General features: G+C 46.4%; 8 protein-coding genes. 6 read left to right on the top strand and 2 right to left on the bottom strand.

All coding sequences use genetic code 11. The features are described 5' to 3' along the window. Positions 1–416 precede the first annotated feature (416 nt). Together rcsD and rcsB are read left to right on the top strand one after the other, a co-directional pair. Entirely contained in the window at positions 417–3,071 is a 2,655-nt protein-coding gene (gene rcsD / locus HGT71_RS07295; protein ID WP_214217187.1) for a phosphotransferase RcsD, read from the top strand. Next, positions 3,064–3,711 (top strand): response regulator transcription factor RcsB, encoded by a 648-nt coding sequence (rcsB, locus tag HGT71_RS07290; protein ID WP_062812426.1) that lies wholly within the window; start codon positions 3,064–3,066, stop codon positions 3,709–3,711. The genes rcsD and rcsB overlap by 8 nt, the downstream gene beginning before the upstream one ends. A 35-nt stretch (positions 3,712–3,746) precedes the next feature. Here the strand turns inward: rcsB and rcsC are convergent, their stop codons facing one another. Together rcsC and gyrA are read right to left on the bottom strand one after the other, a co-directional pair. Continuing rightward, entirely contained in the window at positions 3,747–6,596 is a 2,850-nt protein-coding gene (rcsC, locus tag HGT71_RS07285; RefSeq protein WP_214217186.1) for a two-component system sensor histidine kinase RcsC, read from the bottom strand. An 87-nt stretch (positions 6,597–6,683) separates the two neighbouring features. Further along, the gene (gyrA, locus tag HGT71_RS07280; RefSeq protein ID WP_214217185.1) at positions 6,684–9,317 is read right to left on the bottom strand and encodes a DNA topoisomerase (ATP-hydrolyzing) subunit A; all 2,634 of its coding nucleotides are present in this window, start codon (positions 9,315–9,317) and stop codon (positions 6,684–6,686) included. A 170-nt stretch (positions 9,318–9,487) separates the two neighbouring features. Here gyrA and ubiG point away from each other — a divergent pair, with 170 nt between their 5' ends. The 4 genes from ubiG (at position 9,488) to yfaE (ending at position 14,331) form a co-directional block, all read left to right on the top strand. Next, positions 9,488–10,219, top strand: coding sequence for a bifunctional 2-polyprenyl-6-hydroxyphenol methylase/3-demethylubiquinol 3-O-methyltransferase UbiG (gene ubiG, locus HGT71_RS07275; RefSeq protein ID WP_048912296.1), 732 nt, complete (start codon positions 9,488–9,490; stop codon positions 10,217–10,219). 344 nt (positions 10,220–10,563) lie between these two features. Beyond that, complete coding sequence (gene nrdA, locus HGT71_RS07270; protein ID WP_214217184.1) at positions 10,564–12,849, top strand: class 1a ribonucleoside-diphosphate reductase subunit alpha; 2,286 nt, start codon at positions 10,564–10,566, stop codon at positions 12,847–12,849. An 82-nt stretch (positions 12,850–12,931) separates the two neighbouring features. Then, positions 12,932–14,062 carry a class Ia ribonucleoside-diphosphate reductase subunit beta gene (gene nrdB, locus HGT71_RS07265; protein ID WP_099824260.1) on the top strand — a complete coding sequence of 377 codons (1,131 nt, stop codon included), beginning with the start codon at positions 12,932–12,934 and terminating at the stop codon, positions 14,060–14,062. A 2-nt stretch (positions 14,063–14,064) separates the two neighbouring features. Next, on the top strand, positions 14,065–14,331 hold the full coding sequence (yfaE, locus tag HGT71_RS07260) for a class I ribonucleotide reductase maintenance protein YfaE (RefSeq protein ID WP_048912300.1): 267 nt from the start codon (positions 14,065–14,067) through the stop codon (positions 14,329–14,331).

Genomic DNA, 14,331 nt, shown 5'->3' with positions numbered 1-14,331 from the left:
ATGCGGAAGTTACTAAAGCACAGAAAATATTTCAATGTGTTTCCTGTTTATGTCTAAATGTAAATTTATCACTATAAATTTTATTTATACTTTGGCTGAATGACAATAAATGACGACAATTGACAATTTTTCCTAATCTATCGATCTCCCCACTAAGCCGATATTCCATTTCCGCACTGAATGTACAAACAATTAGCCCTCTAAGTATTACTATTCTCTGGCTATCATCATTTATATTCATTATTGTTTTTTAACTTATTTTTATAAGTTTTCACCACATTCTTACCGAGCGTTAGCTCGGTATTTTTTTTTGTATTAGTTACCTGCACCGTGCTTTCCCCCTCATTACCGTTACACAGCCATTTAGATCTGGCATAATCGAGCAAACCTCTTAATGCCTCTAAATTGAGACTCGTATGCTGTTCAAAATCCCTGAGATGACGCCGAATAACTTACGCAAACTGCTTATTCTGCTGCTTACACTGCTGATCATTTCATTTATCAGCCTACTCTATAGCAGCACCTCGGCTATTATCGAGCAACAGGGTTCGGCATTGAGTAGCTTTACACATTCGCTACAAAATCGTATCGAAAAATACCGTTATATTTCATGGCAGATTTTTGACTCGGCGACACAAGGCACAACAGCGACGCTTCCAGGGCCGATAAACCAATCGACCATTCAGCCCGGTATCTATGCGATCAGTACTCCCTCACCGAAAATAGAGACCTTAATCTTTGGCGAGCACGAGCTAGCTACTCCAAACCTTGCCGCACAGATCTCCCAATATACCGAAACACTTTGGGCCTCCGCTAAGCTTACTTGGACCTTGTATTACCTGAATGGTGAAGACAATAGCTTGGCCGTGATCACCAATGGTCACTTAATCAAAACGCTTAACCGCTACGAGGGACGTAACATTGCCTCCTCGATCGCTGGCCGGCGGAACGAAATGCTGCAACAAGCGAATACCTTAGATGAAAAAGAGAGCCTTTCCGCGTTGCGTCGTAACCAGCAACTTTCACGTGGCGCCTTTATTACCTTACGGACAACCTTTAATCAGCCTGGGCACCTTGCCACCATCCTCGCCTTTGATCTGCCTATTGATGACCTAAACAATAACGCGTTAGATCTTTCCGCGTTACAAATTCATAACGATGAATCTGTGTCAAAGAAGAGCGCCAAAGGCAGTTATTTCCTTAATCTTTCCGCGCTCAATATTGATCTTCTTCGACCTGTGCCGAGTGTCCCCCTCACTGTCACTTATCATTTACCGTTAATGACTGTGTTCAGTGCTATGATCGATGAACTATTGCCTGTTTATCTCATATTACTCGCCCTGATTCTCCTAACGACGGGTGCGTTGTGCTTCGTAAGGGAAAATAAATCTTCCTCCCCCCATCAGGTCGACCCCTGGGTTGAAAAACTGCAACAATTCACCCATGAACTCGTCAAAAACTTCCCGATGGGCTATCTGATTTATGACGCTAATCAAGGAAAAATACTGCTCTCTAACGATATGTCAGACCATTTAGTGCAGCACCTGAATTTTAAAAAAATGGTTGATATGTCATCCAATCCCTTCGAGCTGTTACAGGTGACGGTGAATAATGAAATTTATCAAGTACGCCATCACACCAGCCAGATCATTAGTCACTATCATATATTCACCTTCCGTGAGCAAAACCGGGAGCAACAGGTCACTCAACAACTGCAGAATGCTCAAGCCGTATTACAGAAAAATCATACCTTACGCCGTCAATTCTTCGAGCAGTTAAGCAATACCTTTAGCCGCCCTATGCATCAAGTCGATACGGCGATAGCGGAAGTCGTGGCCACTGCCCCGACGCTACTCCCCCATCGTTTGCTACAGGGTATTCACTCGCTAAGCCGATTAACCCGTCATATCGAAATGCTTAATAAAGTAGAGTCAGGGGGATATAGCGTAGATAAGCAGAGCGTTGATTTGCAGCAAATTTTGGACGATGTGATCGCTGAAAACCAACAGATTGTTACGGAAAAGGCAATACTTTTAGTCGTCGATAACAGTGAACTCACGCAGGCTACCCGCTTGGGTGATAAGACACTAATTTTTCAGATAATTACGACTATACTTCGCTATTCAATTGAAAATACAGTGTGGGGCAAAATTAAATTAAAAATTTCGCAAAGTGCGGAATATGCTGATCGACTTTTGCTGGAAATTGTTGATACTGGGCCGGGGCTCTCTGCACAGGAACAGGAAAATATTGATTTTCCGTTTATCAGCGAAGTGAGTACTGATGTCGCCGACTCGTCAACGAGCCTCGACCTGTTCTTCTGTAAACAGCTATTGGCGCTATTTGATAGTACCTTGACCATTGAATCGAAAAGTCATATTGGTACCCGTTATCAAATGCTGCTCGTGCTACCACCGGAGAACGAGGTTGCAGAGGATGAAGAAAAGATTCTCGAAGACGTTAGAGTGCTGGTCAATATTGTCGCCGACGATATTCGACATATTGTCTGTCGACAGCTACTGCGCTGGGGAGCAAAGTATGACTTCCCCGAAGATCGCTACTCAGGTCAACAATGTGACCTCATGATTACCGATGATGTGGAACAACTCGACGATTGGGGAGTCTTACTTACAACTCAAAGCGAAATGTTGGTCAGTGATCCCCGTCATAGGCAAGCTAATATCAACATTAGCCGTTCTGTCCTAGACGCTATTATGGTGTTGATAGAGCAACAAATCGGAGAGGATGTATTATCACAGGGAGAGGAAGCAGTATCGACGTCATTGTGGGAAAGTTCAGAGTATTACTCTATCTTTGAACAGACCGTTAAAGAAGATATGGATAAGCTGCGGAGCGAGATTATGCAAGACGATTACTCTGCGCTTGCCCTGACAGCACATCGACTCAAAGGTGTTTTTGCCATGCTTAATCTGCAGAAAGGCAAAACATACTGTGAAGAGATTGAGCATCAAATTGAGCAACACCAAAAATTGAACATTACGAATAGTATTAGCGAATTGCAAAATTATGTGGATTCGCTGTTACAGCAAGGTAGCCAAAAAAATGAATAATATGAATGTAATTATCGCAGACGACCATCCAATTGTACTCTTTGGGATCCGTAAATCCTTAGAACAAATCGAGTGGGTAAATGTTGTCGGCGAATTTGAAGACTCTACTACGCTAATCAATAACCTCGGTAAACTTGACGCGCACGTCCTAATTACCGATCTCTCGATGCCTGGAGATAAGTACGGCGATGGCATCACACTGATTAAGTACATCAAACGCCACTACCCTGATTTGTCTATCATTGTCTTAACCATGAACAATAACCCAGCGATTTTAGGATCGGTACTGGACTTAGATATTGAAGGGATCGTGCTTAAACAAGGCGCGCCGACCGATCTGCCTAAGGCGCTCGCGGCGTTACAAAAAGGCAAAAAGTACACACCAGATTCCGTGGCACGTCTTCTCGAAAAAATCAGCGCTGGCGGCTATGGTGACAAACGTCTTTCTCCAAAAGAGAGTGAGGTTTTACGTCTGTTCGCAGAAGGCTTCTTAGTCACTGAGATCGCACGTAAACTTAACCGCAGCATCAAGACCATCAGTAGCCAGAAAAAATCGGCCATGATGAAACTTGGCGTCGATAACGATATCGCCCTACTCAACTACCTCTCCTCAGTCAGTAATTCCAGTATTGACGAGTAACTTGTAGAAATAGAGAGTAGAGGCAACGAAAGCCTCTACTCTCCCTGTGTGTTGAGTAAATGTTCCCCAAGTGCTTGCTGCAGCTCTTCTAGCGTAATGGGCTTAGACAAGCAATCATCCATCCCCGCCTCCAAGCACTGTTGTTGTTCTTTCGCTAACGCGTTGGCAGTAAGACCGATAATCGGATGACGATAGCCATCGCCCCGCAGTCGGCGCGCTAAACCGTAACCATCTAGATTCGGCATATTGATGTCGGTAAGCACCAGATCGATATCGCCAATACTCAATACTTCTAAGGCATCGAGTCCGTCTTTCGCTGTACGGGTACGATAGCCAAGCGTGGTCAGTTGCTCACTCAGTAATAAACGGTTAATCGGATGATCATCGACGACCAAGATAAGATGTCCTGTCTGTTCATCTCTCGAAGGCATCATGCCAAGCTGTTCACCTTTAGTAAGCTGGGGTAAGCTTTGCCACAGTTGCGTTAAAAGCTGTGGAAGTTGATAGGCTTTCGCGGTTGACGTCAGCCAATAACCCTCAGTAGTACGAATAGCTTTATCGTTATGTAACGCAGAGAAGATGATCCATTGCTGTTTCGGCTGACGGTGCGGTAATAGCGCCAGGTTATCAGTAATAACGAGTTCGATCCCCTGCTCCACTGTCGGCAGCTGGGTGGTCACTTCCAGCCCCAATGCCTGCAGGCGCCTGACGATATAATCAGAAAAATAGCGATTTGCAATGACGACAGCGGCTGTTCTACCGCGGAGATCAGCATCATTCTGCTGTGAACTTGCCTGCCAAATAGGCAGTCGTATGGTGAATTCACTGCCGATATCCGGCTCTGATAACACGGTGATATCACCGTCCATCATATTGATCAGTTTTTCACAAATTGCTAGACCCAAGCCGGTTCCTTGGAAGTTTCGCTGCACTTTTCCTTCAACTTGGAAAAAGGGGTCAAACAGTTGCTGGACATCACGCTGACGGATACCAATTCCCGTATCTCGAATCCTGACATATAAGTAACCATGCTCGCACCACAGATGAAGAATGATTCCCCCCGTATGGGTAAATTTGATGGCATTACTCAGTATATTAGAGATCACTTGCTGCAGACGCATCGGGTCACCGAGCATAGTTTCCGGTACATCTGCTTCGACCAGACACCACAAGGTTAAGCGCTTACGGATCACCAATGGCAGATAGTTCATTTGCACGTGCGACAGTACTTCGCTCGGAGAGAAACTGACCGGGGAAATTTTTAACTGCTCAGATTCAATCTTCGAGAAATCGAGAATATCGTTGATAATCTTCAATAATAGACCGGACGAGTTATTCATCCCCTGTACAAGGCTATGGATATTTTCTGGCAGCTCGCGGGTTTGGAGTAAGTCTAAATTGCCGATAATGCCATAGAGCGGTGTCCGTAATTCATGACTGACGGTGGCCAAAAACATCGATTTAGATTGGCTTGCTTGCTCTGCACTGTCGGCGATTTCCTGAAGCGATTTCTCCATCATCACCCTTGCACTCACATCAATCAGCACACAGATCGCAACGTCCTCATTGCGATATCGGCTGTGCACAAAGCTCATCTGGAGATTGGTTTTCGACGCCGTTAACACATCCATAAAGTTAACTTCTTGGCCACGAATGATCTCACCAATTCTGACTCTGTCTTCTGGGGTCAATACACTGAGATAATTATGCGCCAGCTCATTACTAAGAATATTACTGCCATCACTGGTACGAAGAATACAGATTCCTACTGGTGCCGAGGCAACAATTTTACGGTTAAATTGCTCATGCTCCTCAAGCAGTAACGCATTATTAAAGGCCGGTACAAACATCCGTTTTTCAAACATTAGCGTTAAACAGATTAAAAATAATCCGGTAAACAGATTCAATAATAACGTATTGAGTAACATCAATCGCATCTGGTCGAACAGAATAGAGGTAGAAACCAGATAGACCATATTGAAGGGGCCAGGGGTTAGGCTATTTTTGAGTACCAGATATCGGTAATTGTCGACATAACCAAACCACTGTTTGCTGCTCGGTAGCGATGAGATAATTGATTGCAGCGACCAATCGTTATTGGCGAGGAGCAGACGATTGTTTCTATCGGTGATAAAGGACTCAATCGGTATATTCCCGACCACTAGCCCATCATCAAGCCTAATATTTTGCTCCACCACGATCTCGGCAATCCGCTGCGTGCCCGAGTAGATTGGCATGCTCATAAAGACACTACCGGTGGCACGTGCCGCCCCACTGGCAATCCAATAGAGTGGGTTACGTAGAGCGTCATCGTTAGCGCTTTGAAAGACGACTTGGTGATCCCGTAAAATCGTTTTACTTCCGGCTTGTCCTAAACTACTTTCGTTAAACATAAAATTGCCCGCACAACTACTTTGTTGGTCAACAAGGTAGATATTACTCAACTCGTAGGTCGAGGCGTACTGGCTGTCGAGCACGTGGAGGTACTGGCTCAGTGTGGCGAGCGCATTGCGCCAAGGTGAAAACGTTTGTTGGCAGTCGGCACCGACTGATAGCGAGAAAATCGCGGCTCCCGTATCGTTTAACACAGGAACATTTGCAGGGTCTTTCGCAACCTCTCCACCCGTCGACGTGGGTCGGTTCAGTTGGTTTTCAGCAACATATTTTAAACCACGAGTAGCTTCCGCAAGATGTGTGAAATGTGACTGAGTTTGAGAGAATGAACTGAAAAGTTGTTCACGCAGGCGATTCTCTTTTTCATGAAGGACTTGTGTCAGGGTGAATAAAGAGATCAATATTCCCACCAGCCAAATAACCACTGCCAGGCCACGAAACAGATAGCGTGAAACACGTAACGCGGTTCTAAAAGAGACTAAATATTTCACGTTAAAACGCTCTCTTTTGCATAGTAGACTCTGGCAGGATTAAAAAAGGCATCTTACGATGCCTTTGTCATTTAGGGTGCGAGTTTATCACTCATCATCGATAACTTCATCGTCCTCGTTATCGACTTCAGGGGGTAAACTGTCTTCGCCTTCAGGGACAGATCCATCAATAGTATCAAGTTCCTCTTCCGCGACGGGCTCAGCCACACGTTGTAATCCCACAACGTTCTCGTCATCGGCAGTACGGATCAGGATAACACCTTGCGTGTTACGCCCAACGATACTGACTTCGGATACACGGGTTCTGACTAAGGTTCCGGCATCAGTGATCATCATGATCTGGTCGCTATCCACCACTTGTACCGCGCCAATCACAGGACCATTACGCTCAGTCACTTTGATTGAGATCACCCCTTGGGTAGCACGAGACTTCGTTGGATATTCCTGCGTCGCCGTCCGCTTACCAAAACCGTTTTCCGTCACGGTCATGATTGCCCCTTCCGCATCAGGGATAATCAACGAAACGACTTGATCTTCTGCTGCCAATTTAATACCACGGACACCGGCAGCGGTACGCCCCATCGTTCTGACTGCTTGCTCAGAGAAACGGACGACTTTACCGGCAGCCGAGAATAACATCGCTTCATCTTCGCCTTTGGTTAAGGCGACGCCGATCAACGAGTCATCGTCACGCAGATTAATTGCGATAATCCCCGCACTTCTTGGACGGCTAAAGTCGGTCAGTGCCGTTTTCTTCACGGTACCGCTAGCGGTTGCCATAAAGACATTGACCCCTTCTGCGTACTCTTTTACCGGCAGAATAGCGGTGATCCGCTCGTTCGCCTCAAGCGGCAGCAGGTTGACGATAGGACGGCCACGTGCGCCACGACTAGCCTCCGGTAACTGGTAAACCTTCATCCAGTAGAGGCGTCCTCGTGAGGAGAAACAGAGGATCGTATCGTGGGTGTTAGCCACCAGCAATCTATCGATAAAGTCTTCGTCTTTAATACGTGCTGCCGACTTACCTTTACCGCCACGACGTTGCGCTTCGTAGTCGGATAAAGGTTGATATTTGACATAACCTTGATGTGATAAGGTGACCACGACATCTTCTTGGTTAATCAAATCTTCGATATTAATGTCAGCGCTGTTTGCGGTAATTTCAGTACGACGTTCGTCACCAAACTGTTCGCGCACGGCTTCCAGCTCTTCACGAATCACTTCCATTAGTCGCTCACCACTGCCGAGGATGTACAGAAGCTCAGCAATCTCTTCAAGTAACGCTTTGTACTCATCCAGCAGTTTTTCGTGCTCAAGACCGGTCAGCTTTTGCAGGCGCAGGTCAAGGATAGCTTGAGCTTGTTGCTCGGTGAGGAAATAAGAGTCTCCCCGAATCCCGTATTGCTCTTCTAGCCACTCCGGACGCGCAGCATCGTTGCCCGCTTTTTCAAGCATTGCTGAGACGTTACCTAATGCCCAACCTTGCGCGATGAGCCCTGCTTTGGCTTCTGCAGGCGTTGGTGCACGGCGAATCAGCTCAATAACCGGATCGATATTCGCTAAGGCTATCGCTAAGCCTTCTAAGATGTGCGCGCGGTCGCGAGCTTTACGCAGTTCGAAAATAGTTCTGCGGGTAACCACTTCACGGCGGTGACGGACGAACGCTTCAAGAATATCCTTGAGCGGCATAATTTTAGGTTGGCCTTGGTGTAAGGCGACCATATTGATACCGAACGAGGTCTGTAATTGCGTCAGCGAGTAAAGATTGTTTAAGACCACCTCACCGACCGCATCACGTTTGATCTCGATAACGATACGCATACCGTCTTTATCAGATTCATCACGCAGTGCGCTAATACCTTCGATCCGCTTGTCTTTAACTAACTCAGCGATTTTCTCAATCAAACGCGCCTTGTTAACTTGATAAGGGATCTCGTGGATAACAATCGTTTCGCGGCCTGTCTTTGCGTCAGCCTGAACTTCTCCACGGGCGCGAATATAAATTTTTCCCCGACCGGTACGGTAAGCTTCTTCGATCCCACGGCGTCCATTAATGATCGCCGCGGTCGGGAAGTCAGGTCCTGGAATGTGTTCCATTAAGGCTTCTAACGAAATGTCGTTATCTTCAATATACGCCAGAGTCCCGTTGATCACTTCCGTCATATTGTGAGGCGGAATGTTGGTCGCCATACCGACAGCGATACCTGATGACCCATTCACCAGTAGGTTAGGGACACGGGTCGGCAAGACATCAGGAATTTGTTCATTCCCATCATAGTTGGGAACGAAGTCTACGGTCTCTTTTTCGAGATCGGCGAGTAATTCATGGGTAATTTTCGCCATGCGCACTTCGGTATAACGCATCGCAGCAGCAGAGTCACCATCGATTGACCCGAAGTTACCTTGCCCATCTACCAACATATAACGTAAGGAGAATGGCTGCGCCATACGAACGATCGCATCGTAGACTGCTGAATCACCGTGTGGGTGATATTTACCGATAACGTCACCGACGACACGGGCAGATTTTTTGTATGGTTTATTCCAGTCGTTACTCAATTCGTTCATCGCGAATAACACGCGACGGTGAACAGGCTTCAATCCATCACGGACATCGGGTAACGCGCGGCCAACAATGACCGACATGGCATAATCGAGGTAAGAGGTTTTTAACTCTTCCTCGATATTAACCGGTGTGATTTCTCTTGCAAGGTCGCTCATGGAGCCGCTATCCCTCTAGAATATTACCTAATATAAAGAACGGAATCATAACACATTTCACCTGTCAGGTGCACCTCTCAACAACACTTACTCCACTTATCGTAATCCTTAGGTGATGAAGTGCGTTGAAGCGTTTATACTGAGCTGACATATCTTAGGAGTAAGTGTCGATGAGTGACCAATTTGAAGCCGAAAAACAGAACGTTGACCAACAAGAAATTGCAAAATTTGAAGCGGTGGCGAGTCGTTGGTGGGATCTAGAAGGGGAATTTAAGCCACTTCATCGTATTAACCCGCTACGTCTTGGGTATATCTCCCAACAATGCCAAGGGCTGTACGGTAAAAAAGTCTTGGATGTCGGCTGTGGTGGCGGGATCTTAGCCGAAAGCATGGCAAAAGAAGGCGCTAACGTGGTTGGCCTTGATATGGGGGCTGAGCCACTTGCCGTGGCAAGACTGCATGCTTTAGAAAGCCAAGTCACTATCGACTATGTTCAACAGACCGTTGAAGCGCATGCCGATAAGTATGCCGGGCAATACGATGTGGTCACTTGTATGGAGATGCTAGAGCATGTTCCAGACCCACGTTCCGTCGTGCTTGCCTGCGCCCGTCTGGTTAAGCCGGGCGGTGAAGTCTTTTTCTCAACCATCAACCGCAACCCTAAAGCTTGGCTGATGGCGATCTTTGGTGCGGAGTATGTGTTACGAATGGTCCCTAAGGGCACCCACGACATCAAAAAATGCATTCGCCCTTCCGAGCTATTAGGCTGGGTGGATGAAACCCCGCTAAAAGAACGCGATATGACCGGTTTGCACTACAATCCGTTTACCAACCGTTTCACGCTGGGCGGCAATGTTGATGTTAACTACATGATTCATACGCATTACCCTCTTCCGTCCTAAAAAATACTTCCCTTCTTCTCAAGAGGAAGGGAAGTTGTCGCCTGAATAATCAATTTGACCGAATTCTCATCATACGAATTCAGGATGAAAAAAAAGCCTGATTTTATTGACAAGCCCTCCTCCCTTTTGCCATGCGGTTTTCGAAAAAAACAAGCCATTCTGCGTATAATTTTATACTTGTATAGTGATTAATTCTCACTACAATAAAACACCATATTGTTACCTCTTTGACAGCAAGACACTACATGTAGTGTTTATCCACAGTCTTATTCACAAATACGACTGTGCATAACTCTGTTAATAGGTAGCCCCCTAAGACTTCCGTAACAATAGGAAACTCCTGCATGAATCAGAGTCTGCTCGTGACTAAGCGCAATGGCCAGCAAGAACGTATCAACTTGGATAAGATACACCGAGTACTTGATTGGGCTGCTGAGGGATTAAATAACGTCTCCGTTTCACAAGTTGAACTACGCTCTCATATCCAGTTTTATGATGGCATCAAGACTTCTGACATTCATGAAACTATCATTAAAGCGGCAGCAGATCTGATTTCGCGCGATGCGCCAGACTATCAGTATCTCGCTGCGCGTCTCGCCATTTTCCATCTGCGCAAAAAAGCCTATGGCCAGTTCGAGCCACCTGTGCTTCTCGACCACGTGAAAAAAATGGTGGGGCTGGGTAAATACGATGCACACCTACTGAGCGACTACACCGAAGAAGAGTTTGCGGAACTCGATAGCTACATCGATCACTGGCGTGATATGAACTTCTCTTACGCGGCGGTGAAGCAGCTTGAGGGCAAATATTTAGTCCAAAACCGTGTTACCGGTGATATTTACGAAAGTGCGCAGTTTTTATACATTCTGGTTGCAGCTTGTCTGTTCTCGGCCTATCCGAAAGAGACCCGTCTCGATTACATCCGTCGCTTTTATGACGCCGTGTCGACCTTTAAAATTTCTTTACCTACGCCAATCATGGCTGGGGTACGTACGCCGACTCGCCAATTCAGCTCATGCGTGCTTATCGAGTGTGGCGATAGCTTAGACTCTATCAACGCCACCTCTAGTGCTATCGTTAAATACGTTTCACAACGCGCAGGGATCGGGATTAATGCTGGCCGTATTCGTGCGCTAGGCAGCCCAATCCGTGGGGGTGAAGCTTTCCATACCGGTTGTATCCCGTTCTACAAACATTTCCAGACTGCCGTAAAATCTTGCTCGCAAGGCGGCGTGCGCGGGGGTGCCGCGACACTATTTTACCCTATGTGGCACTTGGAAATTGAAAGCTTATTAGTCCTGAAAAATAACCGTGGTGTTGAAGGTAACCGTGTCCGTCACCTAGATTACGGTGTACAAATCAACAAACTGATGTATCAACGTCTGGTAAAAGGCGGCGATATCTCGCTATTCAGTCCATCGGATGTGCCAGGGCTATACGATGCCTTCTTCGCTGACCAAGCAGAGTTTGAACGTCTTTATACTCAGTACGAAGCGGATGACACTATTCGTAAACAAAAAATTAAAGCCGTTGATCTGTTTGCCCTAATGATGCAAGAACGTGCTTCGACTGGCCGTATTTATATCCAAAACGTCGACCACTGTAATACCCATAGCCCGTTTGATCCGGCGGTGGCCCCTGTACGCCAGTCAAACCTCTGTTTAGAAATCGCGCTGCCGACTAAACCGTTAAACGATATTAACGACGAAAGTGGTGAGATCGCTCTCTGTACGCTATCAGCCTTCAACTTGGGCGCGATCAACGACCTCAGTGAGCTGGAAGAGTTAGCCACTCTTGCCGTGCGTGCGCTCGACGCCCTGCTCGATTATCAAGATTACCCGCTGATTGCCGCAGAACGCGGCGCAATGGGCCGTCGTACGCTGGGGATAGGAGTGATCAACTTCGCTTACTACTTAGCGAAACACGGTAAGCGTTATTCCGATGGATCGGCGAACAACCTGACGCATAAAACCTTTGAAGCCATTCAATACTACTTATTGAAAGCTTCAAACCAATTAGCCAAAGAAGCCGGCGCGTGCCCATGGTTCAATGATACGACCTACGCCGCAGGAATCTTACCGATCGATACGTATAAGAAAGATTTGGATACGGTCAGTAACGAACCGCTGCATTTAGATTGGGAAAGCTTACGTGAAGAAATCAAGACCCATGGCTTACGTAACTCAACGCTTTCAGCGTTGATGCCATCAGAAACTTCTTCACAGATTTCTAATGCTACAAACGGTATCGAGCCTCCACGCGGCTATGTCAGTATCAAAGCCTCGAAAGACGGTATTTTACGTCAGGTCGTTCCAGAGTATGAGCGCTTACAAGATCAGTATGAGCTGCTATGGGAAATGCCTTCTAACGACGGTTACTTACAACTTGTCGGGATTATGCAGAAGTTTGTCGACCAAGCGATCTCTTCAAACACCAACTACGATCCGACACGTTACACTGGTGGAAAAGTGCCGATGCAGCAGTTACTTAAAGATCTGCTCACCGCGTACAAATTCGGCGTAAAAACACTTTACTATCAAAACACGCGTGACGGTGCCGAAGATTCCCAAGAAGATCTGTTACCTGAAGCGGAAGACGATGGCTGTGCAGGCGGAGCATGTAAGATCTAATTACTGAACCGGCTTAAGGTAAGCAGGCAATGCCCTGCTTACCTTCAACATTTTCTTATTTGCTAATGATTGGGATACCTCAATGGCTTACACCACTTTTTCACAAAATAAAAACGATCAGCTCAAAGAGCCAATGTTCTTTGGCCAACCGGTCAACGTTGCGCGCTATGACCAACAAAAATATGAAATTTTTGAAAAACTGATTGAAAAGCAACTCTCCTTCTTTTGGCGCCCTGAAGAAGTCGATGTCTCTCGCGATCGGATCGATTTTCAAAAACTTCCTGAACACGAACGTCATATCTTTTTAAGTAACTTAAAATATCAAACGCTATTGGATTCTATCCAAGGGCGTAGTCCAAACGTTGCGCTGTTACCGTTAATCTCCATTCCCGAACTGGAAACATGGGTTGAAACTTGGGCGTTTTCCGAAACGATTCACTCACGTTCTTACACTCATATTATTCGTAATATCGTGAACGACCCGGCTCTGGTATTCGACGATATCGTGACGAATGACCAGATCCTGCGCCGTGCTGAAGATATTTCTAAGTACTATGACGACCTGATCGAAATGACCAACTACTGGCATCTTTTAGGTGAAGGTGACCATCAGGTTGCTGGAAAAACCGTGACCGTTTCCCTGCGTGAATTAAAGAAACAGCTTTACCTCTGCCTGATGAGCGTCAATGCCCTCGAAGCCATTCGTTTCTACGTAAGCTTTGCCTGTTCGTTCGCGTTTGCCGAGCGTGAGCTGATGGAAGGTAATGCCAAGATCATCCGTCTTATCGCACGTGACGAAGCCCTGCACCTGACGGGCACGCAGCATATGCTAAATCTGCTGCGAAGCGGTGAAGATGATCCGGAAATGAAAGAGATTGCTGCAGAGTGTGAGCAAGAGTGCTTTGAGTTATTTAAAAAGGCTGCTGAGCAGGAAAAAGAGTGGGCAGAATACCTGTTCCGTGATGGCTCGATGATCGGAATGAATAAAGATATTCTCTGCCAATACATCGAATATATTACCAATATTCGTATGCATGCCGTGGGACTGGAACTGCCATTCAAAACCCGTTCTAACCCAATTCCTTGGATTAATTCGTGGTTAGTCTCCGATAACGTGCAAGTGGCTCCGCAAGAAGTGGAAGTCAGCTCTTACCTTGTCGGCCAGATTGATAGCGTTGTCGACACAGATGGTTTTAACGATTTCGAACTGTAATAATGGCCACTAAACCCGCTCGGATCACACTCAGCCACTCTGGGAAAATGGTGGAGCCAGAGCTTCACCACTCCAGTTTATTGCAAACCTTAGAGCATCATCAGCTCGAGGTAGAATACCAGTGTCGCGAAGGTTACTGTGGCTCTTGCCGAGTGAAGTTATGTAAGGGCCAAGTGTGCTATGCGAGTCAGCCCTTAGCCTTTATTCAACAGGGCGAAATTTTGCCCTGTTGTTGCCAGCCCGATGGCGATATCGAGATCGAGCTGTAG

Source organism: Rosenbergiella epipactidis (genome assembly GCF_018494055.1).
Taxonomy (GTDB): Bacteria; Pseudomonadota; Gammaproteobacteria; order Enterobacterales; family Enterobacteriaceae; genus Rosenbergiella; species Rosenbergiella epipactidis.
The sequence above is the reverse complement of the archived record's forward strand: the minus strand, read 5'-3'. Positions and strand labels throughout refer to the sequence as shown.